The sequence below is a fragment of the Cognatiyoonia sp. IB215182 genome (genome assembly GCF_033963905.1).
GTDB lineage: Bacteria > Pseudomonadota > Alphaproteobacteria > Rhodobacterales > Rhodobacteraceae > Yoonia.
In genome coordinates, this window is record NZ_JAXBMB010000019.1 from 39,961 (window position 1) to 59,647 (window position 19,687).

Annotated in this window: 13 protein-coding genes; 5 read left to right on the plus strand and 8 right to left on the minus strand. The window is 54.0% G+C overall.

The window, feature by feature from the left end; translation table 11 throughout:
* Position 1: 1 nt before the first annotated feature.
* From SLH47_RS23825 to SLH47_RS23845, 6 genes are all read right to left on the minus strand, one after another.
* Positions 2-1,300, minus strand: a complete 1,299-nt coding sequence (locus SLH47_RS23825; RefSeq protein WP_320243325.1) for a hypothetical protein — start codon at positions 1,298-1,300, stop codon at positions 2-4.
* Entirely contained in the window at positions 1,300-2,760 is a 1,461-nt protein-coding gene (locus tag SLH47_RS23830) for a secretion protein (RefSeq protein ID WP_320243327.1), read from the minus strand. The genes SLH47_RS23825 and SLH47_RS23830 overlap by 1 nt, the downstream gene beginning before the upstream one ends.
* Positions 2,760-3,446, minus strand: a complete 687-nt coding sequence (locus SLH47_RS23835) for a TcpQ domain-containing protein (RefSeq protein WP_320243328.1) — start codon at positions 3,444-3,446, stop codon at positions 2,760-2,762. Before SLH47_RS23835 ends, SLH47_RS23830 begins: the two co-directional genes overlap by 1 nt.
* Before the next feature lie 325 nt (positions 3,447-3,771).
* Positions 3,772-3,954, minus strand: coding sequence for a helix-turn-helix domain-containing protein (locus SLH47_RS26440; protein ID WP_413785672.1), 183 nt, complete (start codon positions 3,952-3,954; stop codon positions 3,772-3,774).
* A complete protein-coding gene (locus SLH47_RS23840) occupies positions 3,936-4,256 on the minus strand; it encodes a helix-turn-helix transcriptional regulator (protein ID WP_320243330.1) in 321 nt (106 codons plus the stop codon). The genes SLH47_RS26440 and SLH47_RS23840 overlap by 19 nt, the downstream gene beginning before the upstream one ends.
* A 537-nt stretch (positions 4,257-4,793) precedes the next feature.
* Positions 4,794-5,252 (minus strand): DUF2267 domain-containing protein, encoded by a 459-nt coding sequence (locus tag SLH47_RS23845; protein ID WP_320243331.1) that lies wholly within the window; start codon positions 5,250-5,252, stop codon positions 4,794-4,796.
* Between the two features lie 550 nt (positions 5,253-5,802).
* Here SLH47_RS23845 and SLH47_RS23850 point away from each other — a divergent pair.
* The 3 genes from SLH47_RS23850 to SLH47_RS23860 all read left to right on the plus strand — a co-directional run bounded on the left by SLH47_RS23850 (position 5,803) and on the right by SLH47_RS23860 (position 10,311).
* Positions 5,803-6,549, plus strand: a complete 747-nt coding sequence (locus SLH47_RS23850; RefSeq protein WP_320243333.1) for an ankyrin repeat domain-containing protein — start codon at positions 5,803-5,805, stop codon at positions 6,547-6,549.
* A 48-nt stretch (positions 6,550-6,597) separates the two neighbouring features.
* Positions 6,598-7,341 (plus strand): hypothetical protein, encoded by a 744-nt coding sequence (locus SLH47_RS23855; RefSeq protein WP_320243335.1) that lies wholly within the window; start codon positions 6,598-6,600, stop codon positions 7,339-7,341.
* 444 nt (positions 7,342-7,785) lie between these two features.
* A complete protein-coding gene (locus tag SLH47_RS23860) occupies positions 7,786-10,311 on the plus strand; it encodes a S8 family peptidase (RefSeq protein WP_320243337.1) in 2,526 nt (841 codons plus the stop codon).
* Between the two features lie 229 nt (positions 10,312-10,540).
* Here SLH47_RS23860 and SLH47_RS23865 read toward each other — a convergent pair whose 3' ends face one another.
* Positions 10,541-10,939, minus strand: a complete 399-nt coding sequence (locus SLH47_RS23865; RefSeq protein ID WP_320243339.1) for a hypothetical protein — start codon at positions 10,937-10,939, stop codon at positions 10,541-10,543.
* A gap of 963 nt (positions 10,940-11,902) precedes the next feature.
* Here SLH47_RS23865 and SLH47_RS23870 point away from each other — a divergent pair.
* Positions 11,903-17,392 carry a tandem-95 repeat protein gene (locus SLH47_RS23870; protein WP_320243341.1) on the plus strand — a complete coding sequence of 1,830 codons (5,490 nt, stop codon included), beginning with the start codon at positions 11,903-11,905 and terminating at the stop codon, positions 17,390-17,392.
* 229 nt (positions 17,393-17,621) lie between these two features.
* Here the strand turns inward: SLH47_RS23870 and SLH47_RS23875 are convergent, their stop codons facing one another.
* Positions 17,622-17,927, minus strand: coding sequence for a transposase (locus tag SLH47_RS23875; protein ID WP_320243343.1), 306 nt, complete (start codon positions 17,925-17,927; stop codon positions 17,622-17,624).
* Between the two features lie 141 nt (positions 17,928-18,068).
* Here SLH47_RS23875 and SLH47_RS23880 point away from each other — a divergent pair.
* A protein-coding gene (locus tag SLH47_RS23880) for an IS5 family transposase (RefSeq protein WP_320243345.1) occupies positions 18,069-18,792 on the plus strand; the annotation gives its coding sequence in 2 pieces (ribosomal slippage) (positions 18,069-18,367 and positions 18,366-18,792; 726 coding nt in all).
* Positions 18,793-19,687 lie beyond the last annotated feature (895 nt).

The following is a 19,687-nucleotide window of genomic DNA, read 5'->3' on the forward strand; positions in this document are numbered from 1 at the left end:
GTTACCTCTTGGATTGCGACGGATGGGTGGGTTTTGGCGTCAGAGCCGCATTTGCCGGGCGACTGAAACGCACTGCCGTTGGGCTCAACAGAACCGTTGAGACATTGTCCTCAAAAGTGATGGTGTTGATTTCGATCCCGTCGAGAGCCTGCGCCAGCGTGAACGCCGCTTCCAACGAGGTGTTGAGCTTCACCTGATGCGTGTTGACCGTGGGCGTTACCACTTGCCCCTGTCCTAATGAGATAGCCTGCGCTTGCGCGCTTTCTTCAAGCACAGAGATAAAGGCGTTCTCGATTTGCGTTCCGAAGGACACCATTTCCCCGGGCGCGACAAATGGAACCCAACTCACATCAAGACCATGGCCGACAACAATGCGACCTTCCTCGATCTCTTTCAGATGTGGCCAGTCGCGCAGCATGAATTCTGCCATACGCGCACTTGTGACTTCGCTATCCAGGATAGCGGCGTAACGTTCCCCACGTTTGAATTCTTTCCAGACGACAGCCGCTTCCGGCTCGCCAATCGGCCTCACACTGCGCGGTAAAGCACAGCCGACTGAGACGATTTCCCAGCCAGGGACGCCCGGCCACTCTGCGCTCAGGGATGCAACACAGGCAGCAGCAAATGAAGAACCGTCCACTGCGAACTGTTCCAACACAACAGTCTCGGTCGCCCTCGGTGCATATGATTGCGCGTTCAGGGCGTCTACAAGAGCGCTTAGGCTCAGGCTTCCGAGTGCAAGAACCGAAACCGCTACCCCCGCGATCAGTGCTGCTTTTGGCGTAGCGACGCGGTAAGCGACAAAAACTGGCGCGCTGTCCAGTCTCTCCTGTGAGAGAGACGACAGTGAAGGCAAAACCTGCGGATCCAGACCAGTATCAGCAACACGGGTGGTTTCGACAAAGCCATCTGGAAGATAAATCTGCGCTACAGCATTGGACCGCTTGGCCTGGGCCGCCCATTCGAGAACAGACTGGATATCATCAAACAGCTCTTCGCTGTCGATAAGAACTGAGCCATCCTTGAACTGTGCGCTCCAGAAGCCGCCATCATCCAGCGGCATGATTGCCGCGACAGTTTCGCGTTCAGCCGCAAGCGACATGCCCACCAGGGCCGCCAAAGGGATTTTGCCGATCAGATCTGCGTTTGTCGCTTCGGCGATACTACCCGAATAACAGGCGAACCCCTGCCCGGCCGCCCCAAAGCGGAGCGTCTTGATGAGATGAGGATGCTCGCCGATTTCCCACGTCAAACCAACGGCAACTGGCTGCCCACCAACCGAAGAAAGACGCGGCTCCATCAGCTGCCACCGTCGGCCACCGCTAGAATAGCGGGGCGTACCAGCACGATCATCCGAACCTTATGGACTTCGGCGTCACTTAGGCCACCGAGGAAGAAATTGTTCGTCCGCTCAGTGCGCGTTGTGTATTCCTGCTCATATCCGGCAAGGACAAGCGTCTCACCCGGTGACAGGATTGCGTCAGTCTGCAAGGCACGCTGGTCAATGCTTGGCAGTTGTACCGTTGAATCGGACGATGAGAACTCATCAAGCCCGTTTAGACTGGATTGCAGAATTGTAAGGCTCAGGTGGATGTTGCCATTGTTCACGATGCGCGGAAGGGCGTGAATGGACAGGCCGCTATCGACAGTCCCTGTCTGTATTGAAGTGGATGTCACGCCATCGGTTGTCGACGTTTCTGTCCCTGATACGTAGTTCGTGGAACTGCGGATAATCGTTGGGGTCCAGACACCGGATTGGGCAATGCTTGAAGCCTGGCGGAAATCAACAACCGCTGCGTTGCGCGCAAGCGCACGGAAGGACAGTGTTGCATTGCCGCCCGTGAGCGTCGCAACACCGTTGCCCGCAAGAGCGGTGGTCAGACCGGAAATCTCGTAGCGTGACCCTGATCCCTCGATGCCGCCTTCAAACTCCGTGAGCTTTTCGCTGTCCACGAAGAAGATGCCAATCTCAAGCCCAATGCGTGCGCCATAAATCGCTTTGAACTCATCGATGACACGTTCCGCCGCCGCCTGAACGGACGGTGGCCCAAGCACTGTAATTGTCCCTGCATTGCGGTTCAGCATGAACTCACCAGGGGGCGGGACCGCTTGTGCAAGGCGTGTTTCTATTTCGGCCCAGGGCTCAAACTGGGAGTCACGTGACAGCGAAACACTTGACCCGGTCGCCTGCAGGCCATCCACAGTTGAGGTGAAGCTTGACGATCCTGTTGGCAGGGGAACCTGATAGCTTTCGGTCACCATCGAGTTAAAGACGATTGCGGTACCGTCATATTCCCACTGGGTATCTGTACGGGCCGCTACAATATCGAGCGCCCGTGAGAGTGCCCCTTCGTGTTCGAGCGTAATCCGCGTTGATGGCCGGACATCTACGGCGTCCCAATTCTGGGTGGAGTAGAGCGTGCGAATGTTTACTGGGATGTCACTTTGATTGGTGACGGCCGTCGCGAAGTCGGAAAGCGAGCTGTTGCGGAGATTGAAGGTGCTGCCTATTGCAGCTTCAACACGACGCGGCAGGGGTTGCCCGCGCGTTTGTCCGAGTGGAACACGGACTGCTCTACCGTAGTACGGGCTATCGACAATCTGTATTTCACCCCGTTGCGCCGCTGCAAGCCGCGCGGCTTGCTCACCCGTAAGACGGGCCGCTTCGTTGATCTGAGCGTCAGCCTGATCATGAGTTTCACAGGCGGTCAGACCAATCGTCAGGGCGATCAATGCGCCGCTTCGGAGAGTGTGCCACATCACAGACCTCCAATCTTGACAACGTTGTTGCTGAATACCTGAACGGCAGGTGCTGTTCCTTGCGCGGCAAAGCCACGAACAACCCGTTGTAAGACGTCCCGGAATGAGCCTTCTTCGTTCACATCCACGGCGAAGGTCCAATCCTCATTCGTTTCAACAACGACTGTGTAGCCGGCAGCACGGGCCCATCTCTGGACTGCAACGAGAAAGCTCTCACCTTTACGGGCAGTCCATCTCGGGATTGGTGCTGGCGTCGGTAGGGCAGAAGCACCAACAGGGATGTGAGGTACCCCCTGCCCTACCTTGCTTCCTGCACAAGGAAGACGAATAGCAGTGCCAACGCGCAAAGCATTTACACTGCTGATTGTTGATTGATTAAGGACGGCGATTTCTCTCCAGCGTGCCGCGCTACCCAGGCGTGCCGCAGCAATGCGCGACAACGTATCACCCGCGACAATGGTATATGTGCAGCTTGCTGCAGCCGGTGAGCTGGCACCACCTGTCGCATCAAGCGGAGCACGCGTGCGATTCAGGGCTTCATGAAAGTCGTTTTCTGGCGCTGCAGCAGAACGCAACGCGGCTGTGCGGTCAGCAGCAAACAACGCCTTCCAGTCCGGACATCGAATTAACTCACCAGAGAAGGCAAAGCTGGGGATTATCAGGCTAGTTAGCAGCAAAGCACGCAAGGGAACCTCCGTTCTCATGCATGCCTTTTTATAGTAAGACGTTGTATACAACGCGAACTGCGCTCCGGATGATGATCTGACTGGCAAACAGGTGAAACAGATAATCCCGCGTAAAATGCGGAATTTATTGGGTAAATTGACAACCTCTTATCGCGCATTGGTGGAACAGCCAATTCATCTTTCACCTAATGCTAGGGCCCGGTCGCCGCATTGGGAAATACTTCTATTCTATATTTGAATAGGCATCGACTATGGTTTCCCTGCAGATTCACATCCAGGGGTCACTGGTCCGGGATTGTGGAATGCAAAACTGCGCGGATCTGAATTAGTCCCGCGTTGTTTCAGAATCTTCCTGCTCTGCTTCCTGCAGCAATTGGTAAGGTTTAACCCCTAACGGAAAAGACAGCGCGGCGACAACGTCAATGGACGCAGATTTCTTCCTATACTCCACACTCTGCACCGTTGACAGGGACAAACGGGATTTTAACGCTAGATCAGTTTGCGACAACCCATTCTGCTGTCGAAGCTTTTTGACGTTACCGGCCAGTACGTCTCTGATGAAGCCGGTATCAGATCCCAGAATCTTGTAGCCTTCTGCCAGTAACTCAGCGACATTACCATTAGGGCAAAGGCTATCTTTTCAAGCGTCGCCAGGTCTGACGATTTCTTGGACGTTTCCGTGCGGTTGATCGTTGTATCGGAAAGCCCCGTCAAAGCGGCGAGTTTATGCTGGGATAGTGACAAGGATTCGCGTCTTGCTTTCATGTCCAGAGCGAAGCATTTTTGAGCCGATGTATCAGGGTTTGTCATTTCACCGAGAAACCATATTGACGCTGTTTGAGCTATTGGGGCAGCGTAAAACGGAACCTGTGCCCGAAGCTCTACATCTGGTGTAGGGCTAGGGTTAGACTTATAGTTCTAATGATACAAGCCGGACAAAAATGAGGAAAGCGACACCCGGACAAGTGAAGCCCACGGAAAGCAGAGCTTCCAGAGGGCCGCACGAGTTCTTGTCCATTCAGATCCTAGGTTCCGTGTTTCCCGATTTCAGTGCAACTTAAAAAAACGCATATGTGCGATACAAGAAGTTTTGCGTGTCGCCGCTTTGTCCAACGAGCAGACGAAAGGACAAGAGCATGAGGACGGAAACGTTCCCTCTCCTTCCAAAGGGATTTTCCAGACGCGACGTGATCGCGCTGATGGCCGATATTGGCCGCGACATTGGGCCTGGCCCGAGGCTGTCCGTATACCCACCATCTTCGCACAGCCATCACTCGCTCCGCGAAGCTCCTAGTTGCAACATCGCATGACCTCTATGAGTCTAAAATCACCGATGCTGCAAAGCTGCTAGATGACCCTTTGCTCCAGTTCGGCAGGGTCGGCGACATCGATGTGCCAAAAGTCGCGTGCTTCAACTGGTAGTTTGGCTAAGACACGCTCGAAGTCTTGTCGGTTGGTGCAGCGACGAACCGCCCATGCCATTGCCTCAATCGCATTGTCTGGTGTCAAGTTGTGGTTCACACGCACAGCCTTAACCTCAGAAATGAGCGTCTCTCGATCATCAAAGGCGACGCAAGGCTTCGTAACATCCCAGTTATGAACAAAAATCGCGCGTAGTACACTCGGCAAGACACTCGCGAATTCCAAACCCTCTTGAGCATTCAAACGACACCGGAATACCTGAAACACGGCATCAACCGCCGTGTAAGCCATGTTGTCCGACTCAAGGGACATGCGCTCTTTTACATCATCGAGGAAAGCTCGCCATTCCTTGGAGGCGTGCCGATATGTCCAGGGCATTGGCATGGATAGCTAGTTCCTTCATTAGATTTGCTGTTGGTAACACTATCAAAATTCACAAGGTTTGTCGAAGAAACCGACGTCAACTTCGTTCGTTGATCTGCCAACAGGGCTAGTGGATTGAAGGTCCGGATTGAGGCTGAGGTTGTCGATCCTGGAGGATCGATGATGTGTGTTTTCGGCAAAGGCTGGAAGCAGTTACGTCGACATTTTATCGAGGGCGCGAAGCGAAGTCAGACGACTCTTTTCCGGTTCGGCATTTAAGCTCAGAAAACCTCGCAGCAAATGTACCAGGTCCGCTCGAATCCAATATCAAAGACTGGGTGTTGAATCTCGAACTGTTCTGGTGTTTTTCGTGTCGCCATGGCTGCATTCAGAAGCGTAGAACTTCTATGGTAAAATAGGCCCCAACTATGGTCTGGTCGTGTAGAAGACGTCGTGTGCGGCAGGAACAATCCAGCCAACAAGGTTCCCCAGATTGTGGGCGGAGTGATTTGAAACGAGCTAGAGAATTGCTCTTTTGAGTTCGCCTATCAATTGATTCCACGGAGGCTTTATGAAGAACAGTTCGGTTTTGCGGTTTCTTTTTGTCTTGTGTGGTTCTCTTGTTCTTGGAACCCCTGTCAAAGCGGAATTCACTTCGCTGCACGATGCTGCCGCACACGGTACCGAGTATGCAGATGTGACCAGATTTCTTGAAGCTGGAGCGGATGTGAATGGCATCCAAGCATATAGTGTAACCCCATTGCACCTTGCTGCAAAGAATCCACACCCCGAGATTACAGAGGCACTTATCGCATCCGGAGCGGATCCCAATGCGCGTACGAACGACCAAGCCGTTCCGCTTCTTTGGGCCGCCGCCCAAAATTCAAACCCACTCATTGTGCAGATGTTGGTTGATGCTGGCGCTGATGTGAATGTGGCAAACAACTTCGATAATACACCGTTGCATGCATTGCTTCTCAATCCCTATGCGTCCCAACTGGCACCCGTGCTTTTGCGGGCGGGCGCCGACGTCAATGCACGCAATTTTGCAGGGTGGACACCGCTACATCAAGCCACACAGCTGAACTTTGATCTGGCTGCAATTTTGGTTGATGCTGGCACAGATGTGAACGCCAAGGATGACATGGGCAGAACTCCGATCTTTTTTGCGGTAGGGGTTTCGAATGCGGACGCAGTCGCGATGCTGATCGAGGCAGGCGCGGAGCTGAACCTTGTGGACTCTGAAGGCAGGCACCTGCTGAGCTACGCAAAAAACTCGGAAATCTCCGACTTGCTCAAGGATAATAGCGCGAGGTGACTTTTGCACTGTAACAAAAGGAGTTGGCGGTTCTCGCGCAGGCGAAGAATGCTGCGTTTAATTGAAAATTTTTGTGCCGTCCTGTTTCTAACCATTTTGACCCAGATCGGTGGCATTGCGTGGCTGATAGCGCTTTTCTTCCGGCAAAAAGTCTTCGTGTTCCCACTCACCTATACAGCTTTGACGGCGGCGGCTGTCTGGATCGCACCGAGCTTTGGTCGAGTCGCGTTGAATTGCTTCGAAAACGGTCCGCTTCAGGTTCAAAGCTGGATGTATTGCGCGCTAAACCGCAACTATGTGACGCCAGAACTGCGGGAGGTTCTTATTGACACGGCTAAAGAGATGGACCGCCAATACCCCGGCACGGAAACCCTCGTGCTCGACGCAAGCTTCCCTTTCTTAGACGGTTTTCCTTTGCTACCACATCTATCTCATGATGATGGTGAGAAGGCTGATCTCGCATTTTTCTACCGTGATGAGACAGGATACCTGCCGGGTGCGACGCGATCACCGATAGGGTATTTCGCTTTCGAACCCGGTCCAACTGATTGCACACCGAGATGGCCAACGCTCAGGTGGGACTTTGACGCTATTCAGCCGCTTTGGCGCGACTATGAATTGGACGAAGCACGTATGGCAGCCGTGATGCGAATCCTTGCTACCGATGCCCGCGTGGGGAAGACCTTTATCGAACCGCATCTGGTTCAATCGCTACGCATTGCCCATCCACGTATTAGGTTTCAAGGATGTAGGGCAGCGCGACACGACGATCACATTCACTTTCAGTTATGACTCCGTTTGAGAGTTCTTGCCTTTGCGAAGTGCTCGAAAGTTCGTGGCTGGCGCAGCGAAAGTCAGCGAACCCAGATTGTTCTCCACTTGTTCTTCCAGATGCTCAAATACCCACGTTCGGTCCAGTTAGGACAGTTTTCCGAGGTTTTCGGTCTCTCTCGCCGCGCCCGTCACCATTTGTGAGTGTCATTGTTCACAAGATAGTTTGTAGGGACGTGCTTCGGTAGACGAGTCATTTGCCGACCCCAAACTGTGATCGGACCATTTCAAATCGATTGAGGTGTTGAGGCCCCTGCCGCTGATCTTATGGGGTACACAGGTCGCGCGATAGTTGATGTCTATTCAAGTATAGGATTTGGGAATTTCACAATGCGGCCGCCGCGTCCCAGTATTGGGCATGGAACGAATGGCGCGCCTACATCTGCAATAAACTCAGTCTGCTACTTGCGAGCCGAGTGGGTCCGGCGGTTCATCGGTATCAAAGGCTCACGATCGCATTTCAACATCCAAAGAATAGCAATCATCATGCGCCTGCTTAAGACGTTAGCCCTGATCACGACTGCCATTGTCACCTTGGCCACCTCCGTCTTTGCAAACGTCTACGAAGGTCAACTCTCCTCTTATTCCGATCAACAGGTCTTGAACTATCTCGTCCGCGAACATGCGCGAGATCCATCAACCTTCGCGGATGCGCACGCGTATATCCTCGTGAACCGGCCGGCAATTATGGAGGAGTACCTCAGTCAAACCTCGGGCTGGGCGTCAGACACCCGTCGCTTTTCCTTTGCGGCGCCAGGCACCGGGGAGACCTCCGGAGCTGGTTCGATGATCGTTCTTGGGGTCGTTGGAATGGCGACTGCACTTTCACTTGCAGTCGATGGCGGTGGTGAAAGCTCTGGTCCAGAGCCTGGGCCCATACTGGGCCCATCACCTTTACCAGGTCCCGGCCCTGATCCAGACTCCGGCCTAAACGACCCCGCCGACTACCAAACCCGTGAATTCTACCGAAACTATGGCCTGTCTCTGATCGGAGCCGATGAACGATACGCAAAGGGCGGACAAGGACAAGGAATAAAGATTGCAATCCTGGACACGGGCATCGATACCAATCATCCAGACTTCGCGGGTAAAATCGACACTGAATACAGCTACTCTTTTCCCAGAAACTCCAAAGATATTTCGGACAGCGGCAATCATGGCACCCACGTTGCCGGCATTGCTGCCGGCAGGAAAGACGGTCGAGGCACGCACGGCGTTGCCTTTGAAGCTGAGCTTCTCATCCTCCAGGGAATTGGTCATTTGTCTGCTTCCATAAACCGCTCAATCGAGGCTCAGGCGCACGTCATAAACCACAGCTGGGTTTATACTCGTCATGACGTCACCATTCCAATCACTGATTATTCAAGTGCCTCCCATCTCGAGCGGGAACTTGGACCCGCAACCATCAAAGCCCTGAAAGCCGCCAAAGGGGCTGACTTGATGAGCATTTTTGCCGCAGGCAACGACGGCGCGCCCGAAGTCTCATACCTTGCAGGCATTCCACACTTACTATCCGATTATGACGGTTACGTCATCGCCGCCGTCGCTGTCGATGAAGCCAAGAACATATGGGACTCCTCCAACCGCTGTGGCGTTGCAAAGGACTTTTGCCTTGCTGCCCCAGGCGTAAGTATCCCTAGCGCCAGAAATGGCGACCGCCGTGGCCACAGCCCCCTGTGGTCGAGCGGAACGTCCATGGCCGCCCCACACATCGCTGGAGCATATGCCGTATTGAAGAGCCAATGGCCAGACCTGACAGCGCCCATAATCGCTGAGATTATGTTCGAGGCAGCTGAAGATCTCGGTGAGCCGGGTGTTGACCCGATCTACGGGCAGGGCCTCCTCAATCTGGAACGCGCCATGCGTCCTATGGGGGAACTGGTTGTCTACCAGGGGAACACTACCGAGGGCGACGCCATGCCTCTTGCCAAAACGGGTATCGTCGCCAGCGAGGCCCTGGCGCCAGCCCTCAATCAGGCCCTCGCTGGACAGGTCTTGATGGTCGCAGATAAGTTTACGCGTGGATTTGACCTCGCCGCCAGCGCCCTGGTCTCCGAACTCAAGGCGCCAATACCTCGTCTCACGATCGTACGGGAAGTAAAGGCCAGCGACACCGTGACAGTCATGCGTTCAGATCACGGAACAAACATCCGTGTTGATGGAGATGTGTCCTCCTATGAGATAAACCTCGGAGAAACAGATCCCGGCGCAGATCCATTTGGGCAGCTTTTGACGGAGGACTACGCATTCGGGCACGACGTCCAGCTGACAGACGCGCTGGCGCTGACGACGGACCATGCAATCGGATCATCCACTGACACCTTCTCAAGGACCAGGATAGGGCTTGAAGCAAAAGACAAGGATGGGTCAGGCTTTTCTGCCCGGGTCGGCCGTATCGAAGAGAACGGGACAGTCCTTGGGTCCCGCTTTATGGGCGCTGCAGGTCAGGACGGAAACAGCAATACCTCATTCCTTGAGATATCGGGATCTGTTGCTTTTGGGCGTGGCACGCTCCTGACAGCATCTGGCACGCAAAGCCGGACAGATTTCCGACAGGAAGGTTTGGTCACTGGCGGCGCAAACCTGATGGGACGTGCCGGCGAAGTCTCAATCAGCCAGGCGCATTTTCTCGGCAGCCCAGGCACGATGCGCTTGTCTGTCTCCAGTCCACTCCAGATCTCCTCTGGCCAGATCGCGATCGACCTCCCACAGGACAGGGTTGCAGCAGTGGCCGGCCGGGAAAGCACGGGTGTGACAAGAACCTCTGAAACTGTCGACATTACACCGTCAGAGCGGCCGATCGATATTGGGCTGACCTATCAGATTGCTTCGGATACTCCCGGACCGGATATTCTGTTGAGTGCCGGATATCGTGCACAAGGCGGTGACGCAGATCCCTACATTGGGTTTGCGCTCAGTCACAGTTTTTGATCCGCAGCGCAAGTTCCCAATCCCTTCAGGGTCAGCCGGGAGATATGATCGGGTGCGAACCCAATGCTACCAACTTCAAATGTTGCGGGAGCCCAAATGCACTATGCAAAGTGGTTCGACATGACCTTACAACTTGCGAAGTGATGAAGTGCAATGAAAATCAAATGCAAATGACATCTACTGGAAGATCGCCCTTGCGGTGCCCAACAGTGAACTAGCCTATGAGCAACTAACAAAATAAGGCATTGGAGTTAGCCGCCCACGACAGCATCGCGATATCGGTTATCTGGCCCACTTCCCGGACCCGGAAGGCTTCACAATCGAGCTCATCGAACAGTGGTTTAAGGGGAACCGTCCAACCGGTCGCCTCGACAGGTCTCGCCTTGGCGGCGGCGCGACACTCAACTTGCTGATCCTTCGCACGCACGACATCGCTCCGCTGCGCGAAGCGTGTCTCACTTGGGGCATGTCTCCCATGTCGGTTTAACCCGTTGAGAGCCATGGTTTTACACTGCACTTCTTCGCGTTCACGAAGGAGACGCCTCCAAACGCGGACCTCACCGCCATTGAAAACCGCGAATGGCTGTACCAGCGCCCCTACACCGTGCTTGAGATACAGGAAGTCCATGGCGCGGCACCGATGGTCGATCGCGTCCCCGGGGCCGCTGGATATTGCGTTACTCAGCTCACCGGAACGAAAATGGCGATTATCAATGGCCCATTGCGGATTGTTAGTCAGCCGTATGAAATGCCTTGAGTAGGATCACGCCATGATTGACAGTGCGTCAGTGGCCTTTCCGGTCAAACCAGCTGCCATGCGGGGAATGCGACCGCGTTGTCCGAGCTGCCAGGAAGGCAAACTCTTCAAAGGCTATGTCAAACCTGTCGAGACATGCGACCACTGCGGATAGGAATGCACACTCCAACGAGGGGATGCCGGCCCACTCTCGATCGTAATTTTTTCATGGGCCCTTTCACTGCCTCGCAGATGGCCTCTGCATTGGCGGCATCAATCGGACGACATGACCCAGCTTCGACAGCTCATGTGCCCAATGGTGGCTTGACGCACAGGCCTTAATGCCGACTAGACACGGGCCCGCGCGTTCAAGGAACGCCAAAACCTGGGCGCGACGCAAATGCCTACTATAGGGACTTCACCGTCTTCGGCAACGCCGTGAACGTGCAAGACACTCCTGGCCAAACCGAGGCCGACGGTGGTAATTTGCATCGGGTGCCTCCTCTCTCTATCGCAGATCCTGACACCTGCAGTATGGCGCATTGCGGCGCCGGGGAACCGGAGCCATCCACCTCATCTGGTCAGGCCATGTTGCCAACATGAACGTCTGACAGGTGTGGGCCTCACCATAGCTGATTTCTATTCAAATATAGAACTTCGGTATTTTCCAATTCAGCGATCTGGTTCCAATGTTGGATGCGAGACGAATTGACTGGACGGACTTGCTGGCAATCAAAACAGCAAAACTTTGGAACGTTGGCCAGGAACGTTGAGCCAAATGCCCGCTCATCACCGGCGCGTTCAGGGTCAGAGCGAGATCACCGCAATTGCTCACAGATTGAATTGGAGACCTTAATGACCGTTATGAACAATGCACCCGTTTTGGCAATTGCATTGCCCAATCAGTCTTCAGCAGAAGATGAGACCGTGAGCTTTGCATTACCGGCGAATGCATTCACGGATATGGATGGCGATGTGCTGACCTTAAGCGCGACGCTTGCGGATGGCACGGCCCTGCCAGACTGGCTTGTGTTTGATGCGGCTGCGGGGAGTTTTTCGGGCACACCGCCGCAGGATTTCAATGGAACAGTCAACGTGATGGTGACGGCCAGCGACGGGTCTCTTTCAGCCAGCAGTTCCTTTGTGCTTGATGTTACCCCAGTCAATGATGCACCGGTCGCGGCTGATGATACCGTTGATCCGAGTGAGTTCCTGGTCAATGAATTCACCAATAACGAACAAAAAAACCCGAGTGTTACCGCTCTCTCCAATGGCCATTTCGTCGTCACCTGGCAGTCTGATGACGGGCAGCAGGGCGACACGTCTGGTTCTGCTATCAAGGCCCGTATTCTCAATGAGAATGGTGTCGAGATTGTCAGTGAATTCCTGGTGAATGAGTCTACTAATGGTAGTCAACAGACCCCCAGCGTTACCGAGCTCGCCAATGGCCATTTCGTCGTCACATGGTCGTCCAATGGCCAGCAACAAGGGCATCCGTCTGGTTTTGACATCAAGGCCCGTATTTTTGATACGGATGGTAACGAGATTGTCAGTCAGTTCCCGGTCAATGAAGTTACCAATGACGCGCAACTAAACCCGAGCGTGACAGCCCTTGCCAATGGCCATTTCGTCGTCACTTGGCATTCTTGGGACAAACAGCAAGGGGATACGTCCAGTTCTGCCATCAAGGCCCGCACTTTCGATGCAAATGGCTATGAGATTGTCAGTGAATTCCTGGTCAATGAATACACCAATGACTCGCAACTATACTCGAGCGTGACAGCCCTCACCAATGGCCATTTCGTCGTCACCTGGCATTCTTGGGACCAACAGCAAGGCGATCCGTTTTGGTCTGCCGTCAAGGCCCGTATTTTCAATGAGAATGGCGATGAGATTGTTAGTGAGTTCCGTGTCAACGAATTCACCGATTGGTGGCAAGAGAACCCGAGTGTGACAGCCCTCGCCAATGGGGGTTTTGTTGTCACCTGGGCGTCTCTGGACCAGCAGCAAGGGGATACTGATTTTGCTGCCATTAAGGCCCGTATTTTCAATGAGAATGGCGCTGAGATTGTCAGTGAGTTCGTGGTCAATGAATACACCAATGACTGGCAAGTATACCCGAGTATTACAGCGCTCACCAATGGCAATTTTGTTGTCACCTGGTTGTCTCAAGACGGGCAGCAGGGGGATACCGATGGTTCTGCCATCAAGGCCCGCATTTTCGATGCAAATGGCGATGAGATCGTCAATGAATTCCTGGTCAATGAATTCACCAATAGCTGGCAAGATGACCCGAGTGTGACAGCCCTCGCCAATGGGGGTTTTGTTGTCACCTGGGCGTCTAATGACGGACAGCAGGGCGATACGTCCGATTATGCCATCAAGGCCCGCGTTTTTGATGCGAACGGTGTTGCGCAAAGTCACAAGATTATCACTGAAGATGTTGTCACCTCGATTGATATCGCCACGCTTCTGGCCAACGACATCGATGTCGACGGGGATGTACTCACAATTGAAGCTGTTGATGCCACGAGTGCACATGGCGCAACCCTGATGCTGAACACAGACGACGGGACGATCAGCTATGATCCCACCGGCGCAGACGCTGTTCAGGCCCTGGCAGAGGGTCAGACCCTGACGGATACCTTCACCTATACCGTCAAGGACGGTAATGGCGGGGAGAGCACCGCAAGTGTTTCAGTGGTTGTGCATGGAGCCAACGATGCGCCTGTTGTGGCGATTGTATTGCCTGATCAGTCTTCCGAAGAAGATGAACCCGTGAGCTTTGTTTTGCCGGCGAATGCATTCACGGATGTGGATGGGGATGCGCTGACCTTCAGCGCGACGCTTACGGATGGGACGGCGCTGCCGGACTGGCTGGTGTTTGATGCGGTTGCAGGGAGCTTCTCAGGCACACCGCCGCAGGATTTCAACGGCATAGTCAATGTCATGGTGACGGCCAGCGACGGGTCCCTGTCAGCAAGCAGTGCCTTCGCACTTGATATTACTCCTGTCAACGACGCACCTGTCGCAGTTAATGATGTTGCGCAAAGTCCCGCTCCGATCACCGAAGATGTTGTGACCTCGATTGATATCGCCACCCTTCTGGCCAATGACATCGATGTGGATGGCGATGCGCTGACGATGCTAACGGTTAATGCGAAAAGTACGCATGATGCGGTCCTGAGGCTGAACAACGACGGCACGATCAGCTATGATCCCACCGGCGCAGCTGATGTTCAGGCCCTGGCAGAGGGCCAGACACTTATCGACACATTTTCCTATGCGACCGATGACGGCAATGGCGGTGTGGGCGTCGCAACCGTTTCGATCATTGTGCACGGAACCAATGATGCCCCTGTTGTGGCACTTGTATTGCCTGATCAGGCTTCCGCGGAAGATGAGGCCGTGAGTTTTGTGCTGCCGGCGAACGCATTCACGGATGTGGACGGGGATGCGCTGACCCTGAGTGCAACGCTGGTTGGGGGTGCGGCCCTGCCGGACTGGCTGGTGTTTGATGCGGCTTCCGGGAGCTTCTCAGGCACACCGCCCCAGGACTATACGGGGCAAGTCAGTGTCACGGTGACGGCCAGTGACGGGTCCCTTTCAGCAAGCAGTTCCTTTGCGCTTGAGATTACTCCTGTCAACGACGCACCTGTCGCAGCAATTGCATTGCCTGATCAGTCTTCTGCGGAAGATGAGGCCGTGAGCTTTGCACTGCCCGCGAATGCATTCACGGATGTGGATGGCGATGCACTGATCCTGAGTGCCACGCTGGCTGGGGGTGCGGCCCTGCCGGACTGGCTGGTGTTTGATGCGGCTTCGGGGAGCTTCTCGGGCACACCACCGCAGGACTTCTATGGCGCATTGAGTGTTACGGTGACGGCCAGCGACGGGTCTCTTTCAGCAAGTGGCACCTTTGCGCTTGATATTACACCTGTCAACGACGCACCTGTCGCGGCTGATGATGTGGCGCAAAGTCCCACGCCGGTCACCGAAGATGTTGTCACCTTGATTGACACCGCCACCCTTCTGGCCAATGACAGCGATGTCGATGGGGATGTGCTCGCGGTGACAGCTGTTGATGCCACGAGTGCGCATGGGGCCGCGCTGGAGCTGCACACCGACGGCACCATCAGCTATGATCCCACCAATGCGGATGCTGTTAGGGCTCTGGAGAGGGACCAGACCCTGACGGATACATTCACCTACACCATCGAGGACGGCTTTGGCGAGGAGAGTACCGCGACAGTTTCGATCGTTGTGCACGGAGCCAACGAAGCACCTGTTTTGGTTGATGATATTGTGGTCAACAATATCATTGGTGTCAGTGAGTTCCTGGTCAATGATTTTACCCATAACTCTCAAACCAACCCAAGCATTACAGAACTCGCCAATGGCAATTTCGTCGTCACTTGGCAGTCTCTTGACCGGCAACAAGGCGATACGTCTGGTTATGCCATCAAGGCCGGTATTTTTGACGCTAACGGCGTCGAGATTGTCAGTGAGTTCCTGGTCAATGACTTCACCGTCGGTACTCAATGGCGCCCGAGTGTCACAGCGCTCGCCAATGGCCATTTCGTTGTCATTTGGGAGTCTGATGACGGACAGCAGGGCGATACGTCCCATACTGCTATCAAGGCCCGTGTTTTTGATGCTGATGGTGCTGAGATCGTCAGTGAATTCCGCGTCAATGAGTTTAGCGGAGGCAGTCAATATGCTCCAAGTGTGACAGCGCTCGCCAATGACCAATTCGTCGTCACCTGGTCGTCTGCTTACGGGCAGCAAGGCGATACTTCCAGTTCGGCCGTCAAGGCCCGCATTTTTGATGCGAGCGGTGACGAGATCGTCAGTGAATTCCTGGTCAACGAATTTACCAATGACTCTCAATGGATTCCAAGTGTGACAACCCTCGCCAATGGCAATTTCGTTGTCACCTGGAGTTCTCGTGACGGGCAACAGGGCGACACCGAAGGTGCCGCTGTCAAGGCCCGCATTTTTGATGCGAATGGCGATGAGATCGTCAATGAGTTCCTGGTCAATGAATTCACCGATGGCTGGCAATGGGCCACGAGTGTGACAGCGCTCGCCAATAGTCGTTTTGTCGTCACTTGGGCGTCTGATGACCAGCAGCAAGGCGATGATGGCTGGGCCATCAAGGCCCGTATTTTTGACGCAAATGGTGTTGAGGTTGTCAGTGAGTTCCTGGTCAATGAATTTACCAATAATAGTCAAGTCGACCCGAGTGTGACAGCGCTCGCCAATGGCCATTTCGTCGTCACCTGGGAGTCTCTTGATGGGCAGCAAGGCGATACGTCTCAAACTGCCATCAAGGCCCGTATTTTTGATGCGGATGGAAATGAGATTGTCAGTGAGTTCCTGGTCAATGAGTTTACTGGAGGCAGTCAATATGCTCCAAGTGTGACAGCGCTCGCCAATGGTCATTTTGTCGTCACCTGGACGTCAGGAGACCAGCATCAACACGATACTTCCAGTTGGGCCGTCAAGGCCCGCATTTTTGATGCGAGCGGTGTTGCTCAAACCTCTAATCTTATCACAGAGGATGCTATCACCTTGATTGATGCCGCTACGCTTCTCGCCAACGACAGCGATGCCGAAGGGGATGCGATCACAATTGCAGCTGTTTCTGCCACGAGTACGAACGGAGCCGCCCTGAAGTTGAACACTGACGGGACGATCAGATATGATCCCACCGGCGCAGATGCTGTTCAAGCTTTGACTGATGGCCAGATACTGACGGATACGTTCACCTACACAGTCGAGGACAGCCATGGAGGAGAAAGCACTGCAACCGTTTCTGTCGTTGTTCAAGGACGAAACGAAGCACCGGTCGTTGCAGCGCCCGCCGTTTTGATGGGCACCGACTTTTGGGATCACATCATTGGCGGACCCGAAAACGAAGAATTGTACGGACTTTTGGGAAATGACTTACTGATTGGTGGCGCTGGTGATGATTTTTTACAAGGAGATGTACGCGGAGAAACCATCGGCATGCGGCTCATTCCCGACGGCAACGGGGGTTACATCGCTACAGCCGTACCGAATAGCGTGCCTGGACAAGATACTCTGACAGGTGGTGCCGGTGCCGATGTATTCAACTTCGTAAGGAGCTTTGGGCTTGATACCATCACCGATTTCGAAGTTGGGACTGACATTATTCGTTTCGATGCAAATGGTGAATCTGACATTGCGTTCAATGACGTTTCAATTACGGAGACAAACGGTAACGCCGTTGTTTCGGTTCCCTTGCATATGTGGGGCAGTATCATTCTGGAAGGCATAGGCGCATCGCAGCTCACCGAAGATGATTTCATGTTCATGTAGGGATTAGCAACTGTATTTCTCATGCTCATCAGATCAGACCATTTCTGGCCTGGTTTGATGAGCGCATTGACGATCGTGATGAGTTTGCGAGCGACGGCATTGATGACGACCTTGTGCGGTTTACCTGTCGTGCGGAGGCGATCCGCGAAGGTTTTGAGAACCGGGTTGTGATTGCTGGCGACCAGGGCGGCTTGGAACATCACGTGCCTCAGCAGCCTTCGCCCACCACCTATTGCGAGCTTTCCGCGCATTGCTCCGCTGTCATGCCCTGCGCGGAAGGCGATAGCGAAGCAATCTGCCGAGTGGAGGCGATTGGTGCAAGCCCCGTGAGTGCGACGGCGTGGTCGCCTGTGATCTGGCCGAGTTCTGGCATTTCCGAGATCAGCATCGTACTTGCAATCGGGCCGATGCCAGGAACCGAGCGTAAGATGCTGGCCGTTTCAGCAAGGCCTTCGTCAGCCGCAATAAGCCGTTCGATCCGAGCCTCCAGCTTGGCGATCTGGCGGTCCAGCAGGTCTCGCAGTTCGGCACCCATGGCTACGAAGGTATCAGCTGATCCGGGCTTCCTATGCGCTTTGACCTGCGCGAGAAGGCGTTTTCGGGCCTCAACGAGTTGCCCACGCTTGGCCACCAAAGCCCTGATAAAGAGTAACTTTTCTGGCTGACGGATGCACAGATGGCGCGTCTTGAGCCCTTCTCTCTGAAGTTCCACGGTAAGCCTCGCGTTGATGACAGGCGGATGTTGAGAGGAATTATCTTCATCAATCGCAATGGGTTGCGCTGGCGAGACACACCCAAGGATTACGGCCCCCAAAAGACGCTCTACAATCGTTGGAACAGGTGGCGAAACAAAGGCATCTTTGCACAAATGATGGTTGGTCTTGCTGCCGATCATGGAGAGGAAAGGACGGTCATGATCGGCGTCACATATCTCAAAGTTCATCACACGGCGTCCAGTTTTGCTGTCAAAAAGGGGGCGTGGAAGTCTGTTTGGACGCACAAAGGGTGGCAGGAACGCCAAGCTGCATGCCGCCTGTCACAGCAAAGGGCGCCCCCTCAACCTCTTCCTCACCGCCGGGCAAGTCAGGCAGTACATCGGCGCACGGGCCTTGCTGAACAGCCTGCCGGATGTCGATTGGCTGCTCGGCGACCGTGGCTACGATGCCAACTGGTTCAGAGAAGCGTTGAAAGACAAAGGGATACCTCCCTGCCTCTCAGGCCGAAGGCAACGCAAAATGATCGTGAAATACGACAAGCGGCGATACAAACGACGCAACCGGATTGAGATCATGTTCGGGAGGCTCAACGACTGGCGTCGTGTCGCAACACGATATGACTGCTGTCCGAAAGTCTTCCTCTCAGTCATCGCACTCGCTGCTCCCATAGTCTATTGGCTATGAGACGCTGTAACGGGGTCTGCGTCACGCACCGCCGTTGCCTAGTGACTCAATATGTCCGCTGCGGCTCCGGAGGAGGAAAATTCAAAGCCGAAAAAGGCAGACCTGCTGGAAGCGCTTGGATTTGTTAGATGTGCCGTTTCAGTATTAGCGCTCGCGCCAAGTGATCCTGACGACAATCGCCTTACATTGGCAGTTACGCGTGCGCAGGAGTACATAAAGGAAGCACGTAAGGCGTATCCCGGTTCGGTGGGAAAAACACCACTGACTTCACTGACTTGGTTGTACAATTCACCAAACTGCAGCGGAATCAGCCCGAACGGCGAGTCGAGATTGAAGTCCATTAGAGGTAATGTGTCAGATTGCACTGGAAGTAGTTTTGGGGCTTTCACGTTATTTCAGGTGCAGAAATAGCTTACAGCTTTCCAGGTTCCGCTATTGTTCCTCATAAAACCCAAATGAGCACGTTCGGTTCAGTTAGGCCTATTATAACTGGTGTCTATCCAAATATAGTTTTTTTGAATTTCCCGATGCAGCAACCGGATTCTAGTCTCGGTTATCATGGGCGCTGGTGGATGCTTTCTTCGACACGCCCGCCAGCTACTCACCCTCCCTTGCCCCCAAGGCGAGGCATCAAATCAAATGACGAGGCTTGGGGCGCGAAAGCAGGCAGAGTTTCTGCGCTGTCGCTTTCAAATCTGAAATGTCTCGACCTTGTACGGAGAATACCGGAATGTGCGCGCATATTAGCATGGAAGACTTGCTTGGCCTGACAAAAAGCAAAAATGTAACAAATAAAACAATAACTTACTTGCATTCGGAGTGGGTCCGAGTATCATCGCTTCATCGCTTCATCGCTTCATCGCTTCATCGCTTCATCGCTTCATCGCTTCATCGC